The organism is Nocardiopsis sp. NPDC057823 (assembly GCF_042797335.1).
GTDB lineage: Bacteria > Actinomycetota > Actinomycetes > Streptosporangiales > Streptosporangiaceae > Nocardiopsis > Nocardiopsis changdeensis.
In genome coordinates this window covers 130,380-151,650 of sequence record NZ_JBHVLR010000019.1, presented here as the reverse complement: position 1 = coordinate 151,650, position 21,271 = coordinate 130,380, and the positions used below count along the sequence as shown (strand labels likewise).

Here is a 21,271-nt window from a genome sequence, read left to right as displayed (position 1 = left end):
GCCCCCCCTTTGCCCCCGGGGAGCCCCCGGGCCCCCCCGCCGGGGGGCGCGGGGGCCCGCCGGGCCCCCGGCGCCCCCGTCGTTGTGCGGGAACGGCCCGTTCCGGACATCCGGAACGGGCCGTTCTCCGTCACCGCCCCGGGGTCACTCCCACCCCGGGCCGGATCACTCGCCCCGGGCCAGCCGGGCCACGAGGGCGTCGATGACCGTCTCCGTCACCAGGGCCATGTCGACCGCCTCGGGGTCCAGCAGCCACTGCACCTGGAGGCCGTCCATGACGGCGATGACGGCGGCCGCCGCGGCCCCGGCCGGCGAGTGCCCCCCGGGGCCCGGGGCGCCCGCGGGGCCGCGCTGCTCGGGGCCCAGCCGGTCCAGGATCGCGCCCTCGATGTCCCGGCGCAGCACCGTGTAGCGCTCCCGGAACCAGCCCTGGGCCGGATGGTCCTCGGTGGCGCTCTCGGCCGACAGCACCGCGTACAGCTGGGTGGTGCCGGGACGCTCGGAGTTGCGCTTGGCGGTGGTCACCAGGTGGTCCAGCATCGGGCTGCCCCCGGGTGCCGGTTCGGTGTCGTCGCGCAGCTCCAGCACCGCCGTGAGCAGGCCCGTCTTGGAACCGAAATGGTGCAGGACCCCGGCCGGGGTGATGTCCAGCATCGTCGCGATGTCGGCCAGCGAGGTGTTGTGGAACCCCTGGGTGGCGAACACGTCGGCGGCCGCGCGCAGGATCTGCTCGCGCCGGTTGACCCGCCGCCGCGGCGGCGGTGGCCCGCCGTCGGGTCTGCTCTCGTCGGGTTCGGGGGGTGTCTCGCTCATGGCTGTTCTCCACTTCTCGTACCCGTGCCGGGCGGCCGCGGCCGGGGGGCGGGGCGTGCCGTCAACGTTAGCGACAACCCCCGGGCCCCTTCCGCCCGCCGAATACCGGGCGGGCGGCCCTCCCGCACACCGGGCACGGGGCGCCGTCCGTAGGGGCGTAAGGCTCGGCCCCGCGTTGTCGCCCGTCCGCCGCGCGCGGCCCCGGGCCCGCGTCATCCCCGCGCCGTGCGGGGAACCGCGAGCGAGGCCGCCACCAGGGCCGCCGCTGGCTGCAGGAGCAGGACCAGCGGGATCTCGGCGGCCGTGTCCACCAGGAGCCCGAGGACCGCGTCGTCGGCGAGGACCGGCGCGAGCGTGGTCGGCAGGGCGTTCAGCGGAAGCGCCGCCAGGGAGAGCAGCAGCACCAGGAGGGAGCGGATCCGCCGCCCCTTCGCCATCCTCCAGGCGTCCCGGATCCCCACGCCCAGGGGGAGACCGTGCAGCACGGCGGTCGGCAGCGACAGGTACACGGCCGCCAGGACGGGCAGGCAGAGCAGGACCAGGACCGCGGAGACCGCGCTCCCCGGCAGCGAGAAGCCGGTCAGCAGGGCGGGCGCGGCGGCCGCGAGGAGCAGCACGGCCGGTACGGCGCCGCACAGCAGCACCCACATGAACAGGGCGGGGAGGCGGCGGAGCACACCGAGCAGGGCTCCGCCGAACCCGACCGGACGGTCCACCCGGTGGCCGAAGCCGAGCAGGGCGGACAGTGCCAGGAACACCGGGAACCCGGCCGTCTGGCACAGCGCCGCGACCAGGTTGAGGCCGTCCAGCGGACCCACCGCTCCGGGGTCCGGGGGGTGGAGCTCCTCGCCGATGAGCACGGCGCTCAGCAGGAGCCACCAGGGCAGGAAGAACAGGGCCGCGGCCGCCACCAGGGACCCGCCGCCCCTCTGGAGGCCCTCGCGGACCAGGGCGAACGTGCGCGGCGGCGCGGGGGAGCGGTCCTCCGGGGGCGCGGGAGACGGGAGAGGCTGGAGAGGTGGGGGAGACGGCAGGGACACGGGGTGCTCCGGGGGATGGGGAGGGCGAACAGGGTGATGACGCCGACGGTCGTTCCCCGGTTGTCCCGCGGGGAGGCCCGGGGGTGCTCGCACCGGCTCGTTCTCGCCGGTGGGAGGCGGGGCGCCGTCCGTGCGGTGCCGTTCGCGGTTGCGCGTCGTTCCCGGCGCGCCCCGACATGGGACACGGGGCGGTGCCGACCGCCGCTCCCGGTTCGCCCCCGGGGCGTTTCTGCCGTGGGAGCGGGTGGGGCGGCTGGGGCAGGCGTGGGGTGTGCGGCTCGGAGGAGTGCGGGAAGGGTCGGCTTCGCTTCCGGGGCGTTCCCGCCGGGGGAACGGGGTCAGGCGCGGGGTGTGCAGCCCGGGGGAGTGCAGGAGGGGTCGGCCGCGCCGGTGGCCGGGGCGGGGGTGCTCCGGCCGGTGACGGCGTCGGCGGGGGGAAGGGGATCGGGGTCCGCGTCGCCGGGCCCGCCCTCGGGCGCGCCGCCCGAGCCGGTGTCCGGGCAGCCGGTCTCCGCGCAGGTGAGCAGGACCAGCCGCATCGACTCGGGCCCGGTGGCGGTCACGTCCAGTGCCCGCGGGGCGCCGTCCTCGCAGGACTCCGTCACCGGGCACACCCGCAGGTACAGGGTGCGCGCTCCCTCGGCCGGACCGCTCCGCCAGAAGGCGTCCACCTGGTGGTCGCCGATCCGGGCGTCCGCCCGGGAGCCTTCGTCGGGGACCGCCAGGTCCACCGAGAAACGGCGCTCGACCCCGTCGGACGCCTCGATGTGCACGGTCTCCGGGCCGTCCGGGGCCTGCGCGCCCGGGCCCGCGGCGCCCCACGCGGCACCGGACACCACGACCGTTCCCAGCAGCAGCGCCACCGGGACGGGTGCGGCGATCGACGGCCGGTCAGCCGTGCGCCCGGGGTCCGGGATCGCGGAGCGCAGCCCGCCGAGCAGCGCGCGCAGTCCGCGCGGGGTCAGGGTGGCGGGCAGTACCCGGTGCAGCGGCCGGCCGGTCACCACGGAGACCGGGACCGCCAGCAGCAGGGCGGGCAGCAGCGGGAGCAGCACGGCGGCCGCCGCGACCAGGTGCCACGGCGCCAGGTCCAGGAACAGGAGGGCCGCGGCCGGTGCCGCGAGGAGCACCGCCCACAGCAGGACGGCCGGGGCGGCGCGCACCGCGCGGCGACGGACCCCGGCCGGGTCCGCGCGGCGGCCCAGCACGGCGGCCGCGCCCACCAGCAGCACGGCGGCGACCGAGACCGGGGCGCCCGCCACCAGGGCGACCAGCGCGAGGACGGGCAGGACCGGCGACACCGGGGTCCCCGTCGCCGCCTCCGCCGACAGGGCGGCGCAGGCCGCGGCGGCGGACAGTCCGGCGGGCAGCAGCGGCGGCACCGCGGCGCGCGCGAGGTCGCCGAGCACGGCCGACGGCCGCAGACGACCGTTCCCGGTGCGACCGTCCATGGCGTTCCCCTCACTCGTGACCCGAAGGCAGATTACACATGCTCTCCGTGATCACGACAGCGCCCGAGGTCACACGGTCCCGGCCGAACGGCGTACCACCTCCGGCGCCGGGACCTCCACCACGTCCCCCGGGCCGCACGGGGCCCGGCCCGGCCGGAGGACGGGCGTCCCGTCGGGGCTCGGCGGGGCCTGCCCGGCCAGCCGCAGCAGCGCCCGCTCGGTGTCCGATCCCGGCTCGGGGCAGTACAGCATCACTCGCTGGTCCCCGTCCGGCACGTGGAGCACCTGGCACTCGAACTCCAGCGGCCCCACCGCCGGATGGTCCATCCGCTTGGTGAACCCGCGCCGCTGGCGCACCACCTGTGACTCCCACATCTCCCGGAACCGGGGCGAGGCCCCCAGCAGCGAGGTGACCAGCCGGGTGATGCCGGGGTCCCCCGGGTACCGGGCGTAGGCGGTGCGCAGGTCCGCCACCGAGTAGCGGGCGAAGCAGTCGGTGTTCTCGTCCTCCCAGTGCGGGTCCGGCTCGGGCCGGGCGAACATCCACTCGATGATGTTGCGCCGCTCCCGCGGCAGCGCCCCCATGTCGCCGATGAAGTGGACGGCCATCGCGTTCCAGGCCAGCACCTCGTACCCCGCGTCCAGCACGTAGGCGGGCGTGGTCGGCAGCCCGTCGATGAGGTACCGCACGGCGGTGGACACCTCGCGGTTCGGGGTCCGGGCGGCGGGGGCCTCCGCGTCGGCCAGGCGGAACAGGTAGGCGCGCTCGTCGGTGTCCAGCATCAGGGCGCGGGACAGGGCCGACAGCACCTGCCGGGACGGGTGCGGGCCCCGGGCCTGCTCCAACCGCACGTAGTACTCCACCGAGATGCCGGCCAGCTGGGCGACCTCCTGCCGGCGCAGCCCCGACACCCGGCGCCGCCCGGTGTCGGGCAGCCCCGCGTCGGCGGGGGTCAGCCCGGCGCGGCGGGCGCGCAGGAAGGCCGCCAGTCCGGTGCGGTCCATGATGTCTCCTCCCCCTCGCGTCCAGCCTGCCCGATCCCGGACCGGATGACAGTGGTACCGCCGGTACCACGCTGCGCGGTGCCCTTATGCCCGGGCCGCGGCCGGGCGCACGATGGCGGCATGAGCGAGACGAACACGAGGATCGCCCTGGTCACCGGGGCGAACAGGGGTATCGGATTCCAGACCGCGCGACTACTGGGGCTGGAGGGCATGACCGTGCTGGTGGGATCCAGGGACGCCGGGCGCGGTGCCGAGGCGGTGCGCGCGCTGGAGAAGGAGGGGGTGACCGCGCACCCGCTGGAGATCGACGTCACCGACGCGGCCGGCGTCGCGGCGGCCGCGGAGCGGGTGGCGCACGAGCACGGGCGGCTCGACGTGCTCGTCAACAACGCGGGCGTGGCCCTGGGCTGGGGCGCGGCCGGGGCGACCGACCTCGCCGCCTTCCGCGAGGTGCTGGAGGTGAACCTGCTGGGCCCGGTGGCGGTGACCGACGCCTTCCTGGGCCTGCTGCGCCGCTCGCCCGCGCCCCGCGTGGTCAACGTGTCCAGCGAGATCGGCTCGATCGGCACGCTGACCGATCCGGAGAGCCCGTTCTTCGGGATCAGCGGCGGCCTCCCCTACCCGGCCTCCAAGGCGGCCCTGAACATGGCGACCGCCCTGTACGCCAAGGAGCTGGCCGGTGCCGGGGCGAAGGTCAACGCCGCCAACCCCGGGTACTGCGCCACCGACCTCAACGGGTACGCGGGGACCCGCACCGCCGAGCAGGGGGCACGGGTGGTCCTGCACCTGGCGACCCTGCCCGAGGACGGCCCCAACGGTGTGCTGTGGGGGCACCTGGCCGGCGCGTCCGATCCGGACGCCCACGGGGTCCTGCCCTGGTAGGGGTGTCCCGCGGGGCCCGGGCGGCCGGGCCCCGCCGGGTCACCAGGCCCGGACGCCGCCGATCGGAGCGGGCAGCCGCTCGTTGAGCCAGGTCCAGGTCCCGTCGTTCTCGGTGAAGCGGCGCTGCACCCGCGCCACGTCGGTCAGCGGGTTGGCGAACACCTCGCGCCAGTTCCCCGCGGTGCGCTCCTCCAGGTAGAGGCTGCGGGCGTCCGTGCGCAGGCGCACCGCCTGCACCGTGTGGGAGGAGCCGTCGCTCAGCTGAATACGGTAATAGGCCATCGGAATTCCCCGATTGTGGTTCGTCCTCGTCGAAAAGGAAGAACGGTGCTTCCCGGAAACGGCGCGACATCCGCCGTATCGGTGATCGGTCTCCCGGAGTCGGCGGGCGCCACGACGGGCGGGCGTCGGCATGTGCGTGCCGGGACCCGAAGCGCTCCGGGGAACGGGACCAGGGTGCCGGGGGCACCGTACTGTCCGCTTTTCGGACTCTACTCCTCCATGATCCGGCCCGTGGCCGGAAATCGGACAAGGAGGCGGTGAAATCCCCATGATCTTCGGGTGATCCCTTTCTCGATATCGGACTTAAGGGCGCATTGTCTCCAATCGGGTTGAACGACTCGGGGGTTCCGGGCGTCCAACGGGACGGACCCGACCCGACCCGAGCGGGCCACGCCGAACCGAGGACACCCATGCACCAGCCGGCACCCGACCTCACGCCCCTGCGGGCGTCCGACCCCCGCACGATCCCGCCGTTCACCGTGCACGGCAGACTCGGCGCCGGAGGCATGGGGGTGGTCTACGGGGCGACCGGCCCCGACGGCCGGTGGGCGGCGATCAAGGTCGTCCGCGACGAGTTCTCCGGGGAGCCCGAGTTCCGGGCCCGCTTCGCCGCCGAGGTCGAGCTGATGCTGCGGGTGCGGGCGCTGTGCGTCGCACCGGTCCTGGCCCACGACTCCCACGCCGAGCACCCCTGGTACGCGACCGCCTACCTGCCCGGGCCCACGCTGGCCCGGCGGGTGCGCGTCGGCGGCCCCCTGCCCGCCGGGCAGGCCCGGGTGGTGGCCGCGGGCATCGCCGAGGCGGTCGCCGCCATCCACGCGGCCGGGGTCGTCCACCGCGACCTCAAGCCCGCCAACGTCATCCTGGCGCCGGACGGCCCCAAGGTGCTGGACTTCGGGATCGCCCGCGCCGCGGACCTCACCTCGCACACCCGGACCGGCGGCCTCATCGGCTCGCCCGCGTGGATGAGCCCCGAGCGCTACCGCGGCGACAGCGGCCCCGAGGCCGACGTGTTCGCCTGGGGCGCGGTCGCCGCCTACACCGCCACCGGGCGCTCCCCGTTCGGGGAGGGCGGCGCGGAGACCCTGATGTACCGCATCCTCCACGAGGAGCCCGACCTGGCCGGACTGCCGGCGGAGCTGGCGGAGCCGGTGCGCCGGGCCCTGGCCAAGGACCCGGCGCTGCGGCCCCGGGCCTCGGAGCTGGTGCACGCCGTGGCGGGAGCCCCCCGGGAGCAGGACGACACGACGATCGTCACCGGGCTCATCCGCGCCCACTGGGACCAGGGGGACACCGCGCCCGGCGGACGGCCCACGGGGGCTTCGCCGGGAGCCCCGACCCCGCCGCCGGGGAACGGCCCGTCAACGGTCCCGGGCGGGCCGCCGCCCCACGGGCCCGTACCGCCGGGGGGCCTGCGGCCCGCGGGGGCGGCGCCCCCTCCCCGCCGCAGGCGGGTGTGGCCGCTGGCCCTGGGCGCCGGGGCCCTGGCGGTGACCCTCGTCGGCGGGGTCGGCGTGACCGCCCTGCTGCTCGACGGCCTGAGGGGAGTGGAGGGCGACGGCGGGACCGGGGACTTCGACGCGGCGGTGGCACCGAGCGCGGAGCCCTCCACGCTGAGCGGGGTGGTCACGGGCAGCGGCTCCACCTTCCTGGGGCCGACCCTGGAGGCATGGGCCGCGCAGTACGGGGAGCGGCAGCCCGGGGCGGAAATCTCCTACCAGCCGGTCGGATCCGGGGCCGGAGCGCAGGAGTTCGTCGACGGAGCCACCGACTTCGGTTCCTCCGAAGCCCCTCTCACCGCCGACCAGGCGGCCGCCGCCGAGGAGGCCCGAGGCTGTCCCGTGGTGCAGTTCCCCGTGCTGACCGGTTCCGTCGCCATCATCCACAACATCGAGGATGGCGAGGAGGTGACGTTGTCGGCGCAGGCGCTGGCCGACATCTTCAGCGGTCGGGTCACAGACTACGGGGACCTGGCCGACAGCGAGTTCACCGGGCCGGACGGCTACTCGGGGCCCATCACCGCCGTCCGCCACGACGACGGCGCCTCCACGGCGCAGGTGTTCGAGCGCTACCTGGAGACGGAGGCGGAGTGGACCCCCGGCGGCTGGGGCGAGTCCGTGCGGGTCGCGTCCGGGGACGAGGGCGTGGCCGAGATGGTGGCCCAGACGCCGGGGGCCATCGGTTTCGCGAACGTCGCCCGCGCCCAGGAGATGGGCCTGTACGTCGCGTCCCTCTACGGGCCCGAGCAGCAGGTCCTCTTCCCGGAGGGGGAGGCGGCCCGGGCCGCCGCCGAGCAGATCGACCTGACCGGCGGCGACTTCTCCCTGACCGGCCGTGTGACGGGGGACGGCTACCCCATCATGCGGGTCAACCACGTGTTCGCCTACGAGTGCGGCTACGACGACGGGGCGGGGGAGGTCATGCGCGACTTCTGGACCTACTCCCTGGGCCAGGAGGGGGCGGACCTCGCGGAGGGGACCGGCAACATCCCGCTCCCCCCGGAGGTCGCGGAAGGCGTCCTCGAACGGGTGGCCCTCATCGGATCGTCCTCCTGACGGCGGCCCGGGACCGGAAATCCCCTTGCGCCGCACCGGCGCCCGGGGCAGGGTGCGGAGCGGACCGCCCCCTGGAGAAAGCGACCCCGACATGCCCGCTTCCGACATGCCCGCCCCCGGCACACCCGGCACCGCCCGCACCGCGGTCGTCTCCGGAGGGGGCACCGGTGTCGGCCTGGCCACCGCCCGCGCCCTGGCCGCCCGCGGCTACCGCGTCGGGCTGACCGGCCGTCGTGAGGGCCCCTTGGACGAGGCCGTCGGTGAGCTGCGCTCCCGCTACGGCGACGACGCCGCGCACCGCGCCGCCCTCGACCTGGCCGACCCGGCCGCCGTCGGCGAGCACCTGCCCGCCCTGGCCGAGCGCCTGGGCGGGGTGGACGTCGTCGTCAACAACGCCGGGGGACTGCGGCCGGCCCCCGACGACACCCTGGCCGGGATCGCGCGGGGCTGGTCGGACGACTGGGCGGCCAACGTCCTCACCGCCGTCCTGTCGACCGAGGCGCTCCTGCCGTACCTGCGCGAGGGCGGCGCCCGGGTCGTCAACGTCGGCTCCATCGCGGCGGTGCGCGGCGGCGGGGGCTCCTACTCCGCCACCAAGGCCGCCCTGCACGGCTGGACCTTCGACCTGGCCGCCCGGCTGGGGCCGACCGGGTGCACGGTGAACATCGTGGTGCCCGGCTACATCTCCCGGACCGGGTTCTTCGGCGGGGGGATGACACAGGCCCGGCACGACCGGCTGGTCTCCCAGACCGTCACGGGCCGGGCCGGGCTGCCCGAGGACGTGGCCGAGACGATCGCCTGGCTGGCCTCGCCCGGGGCCGGGCACGTCACCGGCCAGGTGATCCAGGTCAACGGCGGCGCCGTCATGGGCCGTTGAGCCCGACGCGGGCCTCCCGCGCCGCCACGGGGAGGGAGGCCCGCCTCCGGGTCAGGCGTTGATGCCGCCGTCGACGGGGAGCACCGCGCCGGTGATGAACCGGCCGCCCGGGCCGACCAAATGGGCGACCGTCTCGGCGATCTCCGCGGGGCGGGCGAACCGGCCCAGCGGCACCAGGGAGCGGATGCCGTCGGCGTTCGGGCCGTCCGCCGGATTGGTGTCGGTGTCGGTGGGGCCCGGGTCGACCTGGGCGACCGTGATGCCGCGCGGGCCCAGGTCGCGGGCCAGCCCGCGGGTCATGCCGGTCAGCGCCGACTTGCTCAGGGTGTACAGGGTGAGGCCGCCGAAGGGCACCCGGGTCGCCACGTTGCTGCCCACGGTGACGATCCGGCCGTCGCCGTCCATGTGGCGGGCCGCCGCTCGGGACGCCAGGAAGGGCGCCCGGACGTTGACCGCCAGCACCCGGTCGATCTCCTCGACGGTGTGACCGTCGTGGGGACCGACGGGGAAGACCGCGGCGTTGTTGACCAGGACGTCCAGCCTCCCGAACTCGGCGGCCGCCCGGTCGACCGCCCCGGTGACGGCGTCGGCGTCGGAGGCGTCGGCCCGCAGGGCCAGCCCGCGCCGCCCGTGCTTCTCGATCAGGGAGACGACCTCGGCGGCGGCCCGTTCGTCGCGTTCGTAGGTGAGGGCGACGTCGAAGCCCGCCTCGGCCAGCCGGACGGCGACCGCGGCCCCGATCCCCCGGCCGCCGCCGGTGACGAGCGCGGCCTCGGCGGTGTGGTGCGTGTTCTCGTTCATGGGAACGATCCTGGCCGCTGCGGGCCCGCGAGTCCGGCGGGAATCGGACGCGTCGTTCCGGCCGTATCCGGGCCCCGGGCCGTGCCGGATCCGACCCGGTCGGCCCGGCGCCGCCAGGCGGGTCAGGCCGCGGCGGCCAGCCGGGCGCGGGTCTCCATCAGGGCGAAGCCCAGCAGGTTGTGCCCGCGCCAGAGCGCCGGGTTCTCGGCGTTCTCGTGCGAGGCGGACATCCCGATGCCCCAGATCCGGTCCCGGGGGCTGGCCTCCACCAGCACCCGCCGCCCGGTGCCGAGCAGGAAGTCCCGCAGGTCGGCGTTCTGCCCGAACTTGGCGACACCGCCGTCCACCACGATGCCGAACCGGGCCGCCTCCCAGGCCTCCTGGTCGAACCCGCGGACCTTGCGGCCCAGCACCTTGGCCTCGCGCGGGTGCTCGCAGGCGAGGATCTCCCCGAGGACCTCGTCGTCGCCGAAGAGCCGTGCCTTGCCCGCCATCATGTAGTGCTCGGCGGTGCGGTAGAGGACCCCGTCCACGGTGAAGTCGGCGGGCCACCACTGCGACAGGCAGCTCGCCGAGACCTCGCCGGAGGGGTGGGGGTGGTGGCCCCAGAAGTGCAGGTACTTGATCCGGCCCTGGACCCTGACCAGGTCCGCCACGGAGCGCGCGTTCTCAGGGGTGTCCGACATGGGACGAGTCTCCCGGACACCGCGGACACTCCGCCACGCGTTTTCGGCGGTCCGGCGGGTCCTAGTCGAACTGGAAGGAGCGCTTGGCCAGCCCGTGCCAGAACCCGTCCACGGTCGACGCGGACCCGCGGTGGTCCGCGAGCCCGGCGCCCAGCGCGACGAACAGCGGCGCGAAGTGGTCGCTGCGCGGGTGGGCGATCGCGGCCGCCGGCGCCTTGTGCTCGAAGTCCAGCAGGGCGTCGACGTCGTGGTCGGCCACCGCGCGCCTCACCCAGTCGTCGAACTCCACCGACCAGGCCGGGGCGGTGCCGTGCGCGCTGCGGGACATCTCGCGCAGGTTGTGGGTGGTGAACCCGCTGCCGACGATCAGCACGCCCTCGTCGCGCAGCGGGGCCAGGCGCTCGCCCAGCCCCAGCAGCTCGACGGGGTCCAGGGACGGCATGGAGACCTGGAGCACCGGGATGTCGGCCCCGGGGTACATCTCCTTCAGCGGGACGTAGGCGCCGTGGTCCAGGCCCCGGGCGGGGTCCTGGCGGACCGGGCCGCCGACCAGGCCGCGCACCTTCTCCGCCAGCGCGGGCGCTCCGGGAGCCGTGTACGTGACGTCGTAGTAGCGTTGCGGGAAGCCCCAGAAGTCATAGGTGAGGGGGACCCCGTCGGCGGTCGCGCCGAGGGTGAGCGGGGCGTCCTCCCAGTGCGCGGAGACCACCAGGATCGCGGTGGGGCGGGCGATGCGGCCGGACCAGTCGGCGAGCTGCCGGGTCCATTCGGCGTCGTCGGCGAGCGGCGGTGCTCCGTGGCTGAGGTAGAGGGTCGGCATGCGCGCCGCTGTCGTCTCCATGTCGTCCTTCCGGGGTCGGGCCGGTCGACGACGAGAACAAGGTTGAGAGTTCAAGTATTCCGGGGGTGCAAGGGTGGCCGAAGTCGTGTGGCTGGACGACGGGCAGCAGCGGACCTGGCGGACCTTCCTGGCCGCCGTCCATCTCCTCGACGCCTCCCTGGACCGCCAGCTGCGGCGGGACTCCGGTCTCCCGCACACCTACTACCAGGCGCTGGCGATGCTGTCGGAGGCCCCCGAGCGGTCGCTGACCATGACCGAGCTGGCCAGGCTGCTGCGCTCCTCGCCCAGCCGCCTGTCGCACGCCGCCGCCAAGCTGGAGGACGACGGCCTCATCCGCCGCTTCCGCCGCCCCGGCGACCGGCGCACCACGTTCGTGGAGCTCACCGAAAAGGGCGAGCGGGTTCTGGAGGCCGCCGCCCCGGGCCACGTGGCCGAGGTGCGCCGGGTCCTGTTCGACGTGCTCGAACCGGAACAGGTCGGGCAGCTGCGGGCCATCGCCGAGGCGATGCTCGGCGTCCTGGACCCCGAGGGGGCCGAACCCCGGTACACCGACCCGGGGGGCACCCGGACCCGGAACTGAACCCCGTTCTGTCAGGGGTTTTGAGCAGGGGGTATCCGAAAGTCCGCGTTCTTTCGCAGGTTGCACTCTATGTGTCCGGCCGACTGCGGGTTACCATCCGACCACCCGGTAAAGACCGCGGTCTCAACGGTGCGACGCGGTACCTCCGGGTGACCCGCTCACAGAACACGGAGTTCCCATGACCCGAGCACCGCATCGGAGATCCATCCTCCCGCCCGCCGTCGGAGACGCCGCCGCCCTCATCGCACGGGTCGCCGTCGGCGTCGTCTTCGTCGCCCACGGCCTCCCCAAGGCCGCCGACCTGGAGGGGACCGCACAGGGCTTCGCCTCCCTGGGCATCCCCTTCCCGGCCTTCTCCGCCCTGCTGGGGGCGGTCATCGAGGTCGGCGGCGGCCTGGCGCTCATCGTCGGCCTCGCCCTGCCCCTGGCGGGGCTGGCCCTGGCGTTCATGATGGCGAACGCCTACTACTTCGCCCACCTGGGCGACCCCCTCGTCGGCGGCTACGAGTTCCTGCTGGTCCTGGGCGCGACCTCGCTCGCCCTGGGCTTCGCGGGCGGACGCTACTCCCTCGACAGCCTCCTCCCCTGGGGCCGTCGCGGGCGATCCCGTGCCGCCGAGGCGGTCACCGCCTGACCGAAGGGTGACCGGGACGCGCTCCCGGTGACCGGGCCGTCCGTGGCCGGAGACGGACGGCTCGGGATCGCGCACCACGGTGTTCCCCAGTGCACTCGCGCACCGCAGGGAACACTTTTCTCATTTCCGGGGACGCGGGTCGGGCGCGTTCTGCCGTTCTGTGTGGGATTCGGTTGTTCCACGGGTAATGAATAGGAACATCTCGATTCCGGATCATGGATCGGATCATCGGATGCCCTGACGACGCGTCCTTTCGCTTTTCGCGACCCCCGGCCGAACGGAGCGCAGTGACGACCACGCCCCCCACCCCCGACTGGCAGTTCCGCATTCTCGCGGAGAAGGCGAACGGAACCGTTCCCCAGGGGGCCGCCTGCCTCGTCTCGCCCCGCCACGTGCTCACCTGCGCCCACGTCGTGCGCAACGCTGTGGCACCGGGGCCGGCCGGACCGGGGAGCCGGGTGACACTGGACGCGCCCCGGGCCGATCCGGCCTGGCACTCCGCGGCCACCGTGGTCGACGGCGGCTGGTGGTCCGGTGACGCCAGCCCCTGGGACATCGCGGTCCTGGTGCTGGACGCGCGTGCTCCAGCGGAACCCGCACCCCGTGGAGCCCCCTGGCGGCCGGGGCGGCGGATCCGGATCGTGGGAGGGCCCGCCTCGGACGCCGGTCGGTGGCTGCACGGTGTCCTGCGCGGCTCCGGCGGGAGGTACGCCGAGTTCGCGCAACTCGATGTGGACACGGGTGCGGCACTGGGTGTCGTACGGGGGTACAGCGGCAGCGGTGTCCGAGATGAGGAGGAGGACACCCTGCTCGGGGTGGTCACCGAGCAGGCGGCGGAAGGACGGGTCGGCTGGATGATCCCCCTCGACGTGATCCCGCGCATCTGGGAGCCGGAGCCCGGGGCGGCCCCGCCCGCCGTGCCGCTCGACGCGAGGGACGAACGCCGGCTGCTGCGCGGGCTCGCCCTGAAGGTGTCCCGACTGCACACGGTCCTCCTGCCGGACAGCCGGGCCTCCTTCGCCCTGGGGCTCGACGAGCGCCTGCGCTCCTGGGTGCGCCTGGACCAGGACGCCTTCTCCTTCTCGCACCGGGTGGTCGAGGCGGCCCACCGGGAGTACGGGGTCCTGGAGGACGTGCTGGAGGATCTGGAGGCCCGGGAACAGGGGAGCGCGGGGATGCGCGAGGTGTGGTCCGCGGCGGCGCCGCTCCTGGGCCGGGCATGAGAGGTTCCGTTCCCCTCCTGGCCGAAGTGCTGATCGGCCTGTCGGTGGTCACGGATCCGGCCAAGCGGGACGTCCTGCGCTACTACATCGACGAATGGTGTTTCGAGGACCTCACCGGGGACGCGCGCATCGCCGCGAGCCGCCTGGCCGCGGCGGCCCTGCGGGAGAAGAGGGTCGCCCATCTGTTCCGGGCGCTCGGGTTCCTGGAAGGCTACGGACGCTCCTGGACCCGGGCGCGTGCCCGTGTCGAGTCGCTGATCCGGGCGGAGGAGGGGGAGTTCCTGCTGACCATGGCCGACCGGACGCGCGAGGAGGAGGCGGCCCTCCTGGTGGACCGGCTGAGGGAGGCGCTGACAGGCGAGCACCCGGTCGAGCGGCCCTGGGGGTACGGCGGCGCCACGGGAACCGGGTCGCCGGTTCCGGTGGTCGACCTGTGGGAGCTGTTCCTGGACCTGTCGGACCTCCCGGTCCGGGGCGGCCGGATCCCGCTGGCGGAATTCGTGGAGAAGGGCGCGGGCGACCTCGGGGAAAGGGCCGTTGAGCTGCTGCGGCGCTGGCTGGCCCTGTGCGGGCTGGCGTCCCCCGAACCGGAGGAGGGCTTCGCCGCCGACGCGGTGAGGGTCCGCACCACGGGGCCCGTTCCCGCCCGGTTGCTGGTCCGGATCGCACACGACCGCGGAGGCCGGTACCGGCTGGAGTGGTGGGCGGTGCTCAGCCGCAGCGTGGACGCCGAACCCGAGATCGGCCCGCGCCACATCCATCCGCGTCCGGTCGGGGCCGAGGAGTTCGGCGCCGTGGTGCACGGACTGTTCGTCCACCTCGACAACCGCTCGGAACGCGGGAACCACGACCGGGTCCGGATCGAACTGGTCGTTCCGTTGCGCATGCTCGCGGAGCTGGACGCCCCGCAGTGGGAGTCCCGGGTCGAGCCGGGGGGCGAACCGGTGCGGTTGGGGGCGAGGGCCGAGGTCGTCTACCGGGTGGAGGAGTTCTGTGCCGGGGACAGTGAGGATTATTTATCCGCAAGGGTTCAAGCGAGAAGGAAGTGGCATGAACTTCTCAGAACAGGAGCATCATTGATTTTCGACGTGGAGAGTGACCATCTTCCCCACGGGGTAAATGTTCCTGAGTACCTGTCCGGCGACGATCACGTGTTCTTTTCAGCGGGACACTATGAACGGGAGAGGTGGTTTCGTACCATGTCCAGTGCGGTCCTTTCCGGTGTGCCCGTCATCGCGTGGCGGAGAGGGGACCGGGACGTCGGCGATTTCCGCAGCGTGCTCGTGAGGGGAGAGGGAACGACGGTGACGCTCGACGTGATCGGCGCCCTGCCGCACCGCCTGCACCGGCAACGGCGCGGACGCCCTCCCGAGCCGGGGGAGAAGCCGATCCCCGACTGCTACAACGTCGGCCTCGTCTACCACGACGACCTCCCCCACCCCCTGGAACCGTTCATCCCGCTCTTCCCCGATTCCCCCTGGCGCCCCGATGAGAGCGGTGGCATCGCATCATGAACACACTCGGACCGCACGAAGGCGCGCAGGTCCGGGAGCCCCCGCCGGGCTGGTGGATCTTCCACGGGACCGGTCTCCCGGACCCCGAGGCCCGCTTCCCCGACCCCCCTCCCTGGCGCGAGTACGGTGGCGGACCGCCGCTCCCCGACCCCCCGGAGGGGGACGAGGGGGACCGCGTCCTGGGCGCGGTGCCCACGGCCCCGGAGTGGGGGGCCGGTGCCGACCCGGAGCGGGAGGACCTCCTCGACAAGGTCAACGCCGCACTGCTGCTGCGCCGGCCCCTCCTCGTCTCCGGACCGCCGGGCGTCGGCAAGACCACCCTGGCCTACCAGATCGCCCGGGAACTCGGGCTGGGGCGGGTTCTGGCCTGGAACATCAACAGTGCCAGCACCGTGCGCTCGGGGCTGTACAGCTACGACCCGATCAGCCAGATCCACGACCTCAACCTGGAGAACAGCGCCCGAGGGGGGACGGGGCACCAGGCCACCGAGGAGGAGATCCTGCGGGACAGCGCACGCCGGATCGGCCGCTACCTCAGGCTCGGCCCCCTGGGCACCGCCTTCCTCCCCTACCGGCGCCCCCGCGTCCTGCTGATCGACGACTTCGACCTCGGTGACTTCGACCTGTCCGGAGACCTGCTCAACCTGTTCGAGACCGGTGGCTACACCGTGCCCGAGCTGGAGCGCCTGTCCGAGGTCATGGCCGGGGAGGCCGTCCCCGTCGGCACCGACGACCCCGGCGCACGGGCCCCCGTCGTCCGGGGACGGGTGCTGTGCTCGGCCTTCCCCGTCGTGGTGATCACCTGCAACTCGGAGAAGGAGCTGTCCCCCGCCTTCCTGCGCAGGACCATCCCCCTGCGGATCGGGCTGCCCTCGCAGGAACGGCTCATGAGGATGGTGGCCCACCACTTCCGCTTCCACGGCGGCCCCCCGCATGTCGTCACCCAGCTCGTCGACGAGTTCACCCGCCGCGGCGCCGACGGAGGCCTGGCGATCGACCAGCTCCTCAACGCCATCCGCCTGGTCTCCACAGCGGCCCCCGGCAGCGAGTCCCTGGAACCGGACCAGCTGCGACACCTGACCGACATCCTCTGGCACCGGCTCACGGAATCCCCGGGATGAGCGGGCCGCCCCCCGATGGTGCGGCTTCGGACAAGGGAACCTCCGCGGAGCCGGCCGCCGGTGTGCGGACGTACGGATTGACCGGCGTCGAACTGGCCGACGCCCTCTACCTCGCGGCCCTGTGGGCCCGGGCCGGGCACGGCACGGGCCCACCGGAGCCCGAGGACGGCGCCGGCACCGACGCGGCCGAGGCCAAACAGGACGCCGATCCACCACCGCGTGAGCGGGTGGACGACGGCGATCCCCGACCGGCGGACCCCGAACGTGGGTCGGATCCGGGGCCCGCGCCGAGGACTTCCGGCTCCGGCCCCCGGGACGAGGACACACGGCCGCCGGACGGACCGGAGGAGGAGCCCGCACCGCGGAACCCGTCCCCCGGGGCCTCCCCCGTCACGGTCGAGGCGGCTCCCGACGGCTTCGGTGACCCCGACCCCGAGCCGGTGGGGGTCTTCCCCGCGGGCGAGACGTCCCTGCCCGCCTCCGCCTTCCTCGCGAGCCAGGCCTTGACCACCGCGCTGCGACCCTTCCACCGCACCCGGCGGTGCGGACCGGGCCTCGAAATGGACACGGAGGAGACCGCGCGGCGCTACGCGCGGGCCGTGCTGGCCTCCCGGGGCGGCCGCGTACCTGCTGTTCCGCCCGTTCTCCACCCGCCCGCCGCGCGTACGACCGTGGCCACGGTCGCCATCGACGCCGGCGCCTCGATGTCCCTGCACCAGGACGTGGCGGCCTCCCTGCTCTCCGTGCTGCGCGCCAGCGGGGCGTTCCGAGAGGTGCGCGACTACTACTTCGACTCCGGAGGCACGGACGCCTCCCCTCCCGTGCTCCGCGATCCCACGGGGGCGCCCGCCGGTCCGCTCCGCCGCCGAGGGGAGACGCACATCGGCCTGGTCGTCACGGACGGTATCGGGGCCCGCTGGCACGGCGGCGCCCTGCGCTCCTGGCTGGCCGAGACCGTGGCCCCGGCACGACTCGCCATCGTCCACATGCTGCACCCCCACCAGTGGCACCGCACGGGGACCCGTACCGTCCCCGCGATCCTGACCGCCGGGCCGACCGCGGACGGCCGTGGCCCGCGCGCCTTCGCGGCCCCCGACGCCCCCGAACTCGCGACGGACGACCGCGACCTGGGATCGGTGATCCCCGTGCTGTCGCTGCATGCCGAGGCCGTCCACGACTGGGCGATGTTCGTGATGGGACGCGGTGCGGGACGCCTGGCCGTTCCGGTCCTGCCCGTCGACCCGGCCGTCCTGCCGTCCCGCCCGCCGGCGGCTCCCGACCGCGTCCGGCCGCGGGACGCCGCGGGGATGGTGAAGCAGTTCGCCCAGGAGGCATCGGACACCACGCTCCGACTGGCGGTCGCGTTGGCCGCCGTACCGGCGCACCCCCGGGTCGTGGACCGGGTGGCCCGGCGGGTCCTGGGCGGTCCGGGGCGTGCGGAGCTGGCGGAGATCTTCTTCGGCGGGCTGGTGCGGGCGTTCCGGAGCGGGCAGGGACCACCCGGGCCACCCGGACCGGAGCACGGGGGGAAACGGCCCGCGTGGGACTTCCGTGAGGGGGTCCGCCAGGAGCTGCTGGCTCTCGGGCGGGTCTCCAAGATCCGTTCCCTCGTACTGATGGCGGCCCGGGAACTCAAGGCGGAGGACCCGCTCTTCGCGACCCTCGACAGGGCCCTGCGGGGGCGGGGCCGCCGGCCGGAGCGCGGTCGCGACTCGGATCTGTGGTGGGGGCAGGTGGAACCCGCCCTGACCTCCGCCCTCTTCACTGTCCGATTCCCGGAATTAGTGGATTTCTACCGCGGGAGTGGTCCTCGCTCGGGGAATCCCGGATCCGCTCGTGGGAATGTTGGTGAAGAATTCTTTGTCGGCTCCGCTCCTTCCGGTGGCGGCGCCGTTGAGCATCGGCCCCCCGACCGGAGGCGGCCGGAGACCCTTGAGGATGGATTGATGACCCGGTTCGATCAGAGAACTGAGAACCAGCAGGCCGGGGGCCTCAGGTCGGTGATGGGCCAGGGGCGCCCCGAAAGCGCGGCGTGGGTCCGGGTGCCGCATCGCAACCCGATGTTCGTGGGGCGTACCGGGCTTATAGGAATTCTTCGGGATAAAATCCTCAGCAACAGTCAGCAGGCCATCACGGCGCTCAATGGAATGTCGGGTGTCGGGAAAACGGAACTCGCCAAGGAGTACCTGCATCGCTATGCTGGCGAATACGATCTGATCTGCTGGATCCCGTCGTCGCACGACAACCAGATCCGCCAGACCTTTTCCGAACTGGCCGAACAGCTGGGGCTGGGGTACGAGGGGGCCGCGACCGGCCACGTGGTCCGCGGAGTGCTGGAGGCGCTGCGCCAGGGCCAGCCGTTCAGGCGCTGGCTTTTGGTGTTCGACAACGCGGAGACCCGTGAATCTCTCAACGAGTACCTCCCGGTGGCCGGGAGTGGGCACGTGATCATCACGTCCAGGAACCAGAGCTGGTCGCGGGGGGCCGCGGAGGGCTTCCTGCCGGTGACGGTGTTCAGCCGGGACGAGAGCGTGCAACTGCTCAAGCGGCGCGGACCGCGGGAGCTGACCGACACCGACGCGGAGCGGCTGGCGGAGGAGCTCGGAGACCTCCCGTTGGCGTTGAACCAGGCCGCGGTCTGGCTCAACGAGGTCCGGATGGACATCCACGAGTACCTGGACCGGCTGGCCGAGAAGAAGCAGGACATGCTCCGGCTCCTCGAACCCGTCGACCCGGACTACCCGATCCCGGTGGCGGCCGCGTGGAACGTCTCCCTGGACCGGCTGATGCGCGGCAACAGGGCCGCGGGCCAGCTGCTCCAGCTCTGCTCCTTCCTGGACACCGTCCCCGTCCCGCGGGACCTGTTCAAGTTCGGGCGCAGCATCGACGCGCCCCCGGAGCTGCTCCGGGCCCTGGGCGACCCGGCGCAGCTCGGCATCGCGATCCGCGACATCGGCCGGTACAGCCTGGCCCAGATCGACTACCAGCAGGACACGATCTCCCTGCACCGGTTGGTGCAGGGCGCGGTACGGGCGACCATGTCGCCCGAGGAGCAGGAGAAGATGCGCCACTGCGCGCACCAGCTGCTCGCCGGCAACGACCCGCGCAGCGACTCCCCGGAGAGTGCGCGGCAGTACGCCTTCCTGGCCTCGCACGCCTGGGCTTCGAGGGCCTGGGACTGCGAGGACGCCTGGGTGCGCGACCTGGTCGTGCGCCTGGCCGACCACTTCGAGCGGCGCGGTGAGTACGACGAGGCGCTGCGGTGGGGGGAGACGGCACACGCGGAGTGGACCGAGCGGCTGGGGCCGGACGCCCGGGACACACTGCGGATCGAGATCTACATCGCCCGGTCCCTGCGCGGCAAGGGAGATCTCGGCCGGGCCGGCGACATGTGCGCGGACACCATGCGGCGCATCGGGTCGGTGCTCGGGGAGGAGTCCCCCGAGTACATGGTGATCGAGGCCGACCACATCCGTAACCTCCGTATCTCCGGCGACTTCCGCCAGTCCCTGGCGCTTACCAAGGAGAGCTGGGAACGGCGGATCCGGCTGTTCGGGGACGACGATCCGGACACGCTGAACGCGGCGCACTTCCAGGCCTTCGACCTTCAGCTGGTCGGTCGGCTCGCCGACTCCCTGGAGCTGTACGCCGATGTCTGGGCCCGTAAGGAGCAGGTGCTCGGCGCAGAGCACGGGATGACCCGAGCCAGCATCGACGGCTATGCCGGTGTGCTCATGGAGACAGGTGAGTACCGCAAAGCCAGGGAGGTCCAGCAGCACCTGGTCGAACGGTCCGCCGTCCTGTTGGGGGAACGGCACAAGGCGGTTTTGTCGCTGCGGGCGACCCTGGCCGTGATGGTCCGGCGCGTCGGGCGGCTCAAGGAGGCCGCCGAGATCTCCGAGCAGGTGCTACGGCTCTGCCGATCGCAGCTGGGCGAGGAGAACAACAACACCCTGAGCGCCGCGCTGGTGCACTCGCTGTCCCTGTACTCGACGGAACGCTACACCGAGGCTCTGGAACTGGCGGAGAGCGCGGGGGAGCGGTACGCCAAGCTCCTGGGCGCCGAGCACACCAACGTGGCCTCCGCCGACGTGAACCGGGCCATCATCCTGCGCCGCCTGGACCGCCTGGTGGAGGCGCGTGAGCTGGACGAGCGGTCGATGCTGCTGTTCCGCGACAAGCTCGGCGTACATCACCCCACCACCCTGTCCTGTGCCATCAACCTGGCCAACGACCGGTTCCGGGCCGGAGATGTCGAGGGTGCGCTGGCGAGCGATGAGGAGACCCTGAGCGCGTGCCGGGAGGTGCTGGGTGAGCGGCACCCGCTGAGCATCCTGGCCTGGCGCAACCTGGTGGTGGGGCGGCAGGCCGGTCGGGGCGCCGACCGTACGGAGATCGACGAGGTGGAGCAGGCCTACCGGGAGGTCATGGGGCCGGACCACCCGGCGACCCTGAGCATCGGCAACCTCGTCCGCGGTGACTCCGACATCTTCATCAACATGCTGTGAGGCGTGCTTCCGGTGGCCTCCCCGAGCAGGAGGCCACCGGAAGGTCAGGGGGTTTCCGTTCGCGCTGCAACGACCAGCGGCGGCCATGCCTCCAGGGGGAGGGAGACCCGCGTACTCTCAGGGTGCTGGGAATCCCGTACCTGGACAGGGTGACCCGGCGCGAACCTGACTTCGACGCAATTGCTGTTGCCACCCTCCGAGTGCGAGGACTTCACCCATGCGCCGGGGTTCCGTGCCAGACCCTTCACCGATCGCCTCGCAGAGAGCTTTTCACCTGCTTCACACCGGGCATCATCGCCCACTTTCTTCCCGATCTCATCAGAGGTCGCTCCTGTTCTCCTCGCGGCCCTGACGGCGTGGCCCGCGTGCGGTATGCCCATATTGTGATGCTTTCGGGTCAGCCCTGTACATGCCCGCTGGGGTAGTGATCATGTAGTCCGTTGCGGAATTTGGACGAA

General features: G+C 73.4%; 18 protein-coding genes. 9 read left to right on the top strand and 9 right to left on the bottom strand.

Annotated elements, in window-relative coordinates; translation table 11 throughout:
- Window positions 1-165: 165 nt before the first annotated feature.
- From ACFVNO_RS25615 to ACFVNO_RS25600, 4 genes are all read right to left on the bottom strand, one after another.
- On the bottom strand, window positions 166-813 hold the full coding sequence (locus tag ACFVNO_RS25615) for a helix-turn-helix domain-containing protein (RefSeq protein ID WP_355267029.1): 648 nt from the start codon (window positions 811-813) through the stop codon (window positions 166-168).
- 212 nt (window positions 814-1,025) lie between these two features.
- Window positions 1,026-1,853 carry a hypothetical protein gene (locus tag ACFVNO_RS25610; RefSeq protein ID WP_378896223.1) on the bottom strand — a complete coding sequence of 276 codons (828 nt, stop codon included), beginning with the start codon at window positions 1,851-1,853 and terminating at the stop codon, window positions 1,026-1,028.
- Window positions 1,854-2,191: 338 nt separating this feature from the next.
- Window positions 2,192-3,304: a hypothetical protein gene (locus ACFVNO_RS25605; RefSeq protein WP_378896221.1), complete on the bottom strand. Its 1,113-nt coding sequence runs from the start codon at window positions 3,302-3,304 to the stop codon at window positions 2,192-2,194.
- A 69-nt stretch (window positions 3,305-3,373) separates the two neighbouring features.
- On the bottom strand, window positions 3,374-4,309 hold the full coding sequence (locus ACFVNO_RS25600; protein WP_355267038.1) for a helix-turn-helix transcriptional regulator: 936 nt from the start codon (window positions 4,307-4,309) through the stop codon (window positions 3,374-3,376).
- A 120-nt stretch (window positions 4,310-4,429) separates the two neighbouring features.
- On the opposite strand from ACFVNO_RS25600, the gene ACFVNO_RS25595 reads away from it, so the two are divergent.
- Window positions 4,430-5,191, top strand: coding sequence for an SDR family NAD(P)-dependent oxidoreductase (locus tag ACFVNO_RS25595; protein WP_355267041.1), 762 nt, complete (start codon window positions 4,430-4,432; stop codon window positions 5,189-5,191).
- 39 nt (window positions 5,192-5,230) lie between these two features.
- Here the strand turns inward: ACFVNO_RS25595 and ACFVNO_RS25590 are convergent, their stop codons facing one another.
- Entirely contained in the window at window positions 5,231-5,473 is a 243-nt protein-coding gene (locus tag ACFVNO_RS25590; RefSeq protein WP_220563761.1) for a hypothetical protein, read from the bottom strand.
- 410 nt (window positions 5,474-5,883) lie between these two features.
- On the opposite strand from ACFVNO_RS25590, the gene ACFVNO_RS25585 reads away from it, so the two are divergent.
- Entirely contained in the window at window positions 5,884-8,028 is a 2,145-nt protein-coding gene (locus ACFVNO_RS25585; protein ID WP_378896218.1) for a substrate-binding domain-containing protein, read from the top strand.
- A 91-nt stretch (window positions 8,029-8,119) separates the two neighbouring features.
- A complete protein-coding gene (locus tag ACFVNO_RS25580; protein ID WP_355267047.1) occupies window positions 8,120-8,905 on the top strand; it encodes an SDR family oxidoreductase in 786 nt (261 codons plus the stop codon).
- A gap of 51 nt (window positions 8,906-8,956) precedes the next feature.
- On the opposite strand, the gene ACFVNO_RS25575 is transcribed toward ACFVNO_RS25580, so the two are convergent.
- The 3 genes from ACFVNO_RS25575 to ACFVNO_RS25565 all read right to left on the bottom strand — a co-directional run bounded on the left by ACFVNO_RS25575 (window position 8,957) and on the right by ACFVNO_RS25565 (window position 11,233).
- The gene (locus ACFVNO_RS25575) at window positions 8,957-9,706 is read right to left on the bottom strand and encodes an SDR family NAD(P)-dependent oxidoreductase (protein ID WP_378896216.1); all 750 of its coding nucleotides are present in this window, start codon (window positions 9,704-9,706) and stop codon (window positions 8,957-8,959) included.
- 122 nt (window positions 9,707-9,828) lie between these two features.
- The gene (locus ACFVNO_RS25570; RefSeq protein WP_355267053.1) at window positions 9,829-10,392 is read right to left on the bottom strand and encodes an NADAR family protein; all 564 of its coding nucleotides are present in this window, start codon (window positions 10,390-10,392) and stop codon (window positions 9,829-9,831) included.
- A 61-nt stretch (window positions 10,393-10,453) separates the two neighbouring features.
- Window positions 10,454-11,233 carry a class III extradiol ring-cleavage dioxygenase gene (locus tag ACFVNO_RS25565; RefSeq protein WP_355267055.1) on the bottom strand — a complete coding sequence of 260 codons (780 nt, stop codon included), beginning with the start codon at window positions 11,231-11,233 and terminating at the stop codon, window positions 10,454-10,456.
- 73 nt (window positions 11,234-11,306) lie between these two features.
- On the opposite strand from ACFVNO_RS25565, the gene ACFVNO_RS25560 reads away from it, so the two are divergent.
- From ACFVNO_RS25560 to fxsT, 6 genes are all read left to right on the top strand, one after another.
- Entirely contained in the window at window positions 11,307-11,813 is a 507-nt protein-coding gene (locus tag ACFVNO_RS25560) for a MarR family winged helix-turn-helix transcriptional regulator (RefSeq protein WP_220563757.1), read from the top strand.
- Between the two features lie 178 nt (window positions 11,814-11,991).
- Complete coding sequence (locus ACFVNO_RS25555; RefSeq protein WP_355267061.1) at window positions 11,992-12,447, top strand: DoxX family protein; 456 nt, start codon at window positions 11,992-11,994, stop codon at window positions 12,445-12,447.
- 287 nt (window positions 12,448-12,734) lie between these two features.
- Window positions 12,735-13,670, top strand: a complete 936-nt coding sequence (locus tag ACFVNO_RS25550) for a trypsin-like serine peptidase (protein WP_378896213.1) — start codon at window positions 12,735-12,737, stop codon at window positions 13,668-13,670.
- On the top strand, window positions 13,667-15,184 hold the full coding sequence (locus tag ACFVNO_RS25545; RefSeq protein ID WP_378896211.1) for a hypothetical protein: 1,518 nt from the start codon (window positions 13,667-13,669) through the stop codon (window positions 15,182-15,184). The genes ACFVNO_RS25550 and ACFVNO_RS25545 overlap by 4 nt, the downstream gene beginning before the upstream one ends.
- Window positions 15,181-16,305 (top strand): AAA family ATPase, encoded by a 1,125-nt coding sequence (locus ACFVNO_RS25540; protein ID WP_355267070.1) that lies wholly within the window; start codon window positions 15,181-15,183, stop codon window positions 16,303-16,305. The genes ACFVNO_RS25545 and ACFVNO_RS25540 overlap by 4 nt, the downstream gene beginning before the upstream one ends.
- A 77-nt stretch (window positions 16,306-16,382) precedes the next feature.
- Window positions 16,383-20,813 carry an FxSxx-COOH system tetratricopeptide repeat protein gene (fxsT, locus tag ACFVNO_RS25535; protein ID WP_378896208.1) on the top strand — a complete coding sequence of 1,477 codons (4,431 nt, stop codon included), beginning with the start codon at window positions 16,383-16,385 and terminating at the stop codon, window positions 20,811-20,813.
- Window positions 20,814-20,857: 44 nt separating this feature from the next.
- Here the strand turns inward: fxsT and ACFVNO_RS25530 are convergent, their stop codons facing one another.
- A complete protein-coding gene (locus ACFVNO_RS25530; RefSeq protein ID WP_355267076.1) occupies window positions 20,858-21,193 on the bottom strand; it encodes a DUF397 domain-containing protein in 336 nt (111 codons plus the stop codon).
- Window positions 21,194-21,271 lie beyond the last annotated feature (78 nt).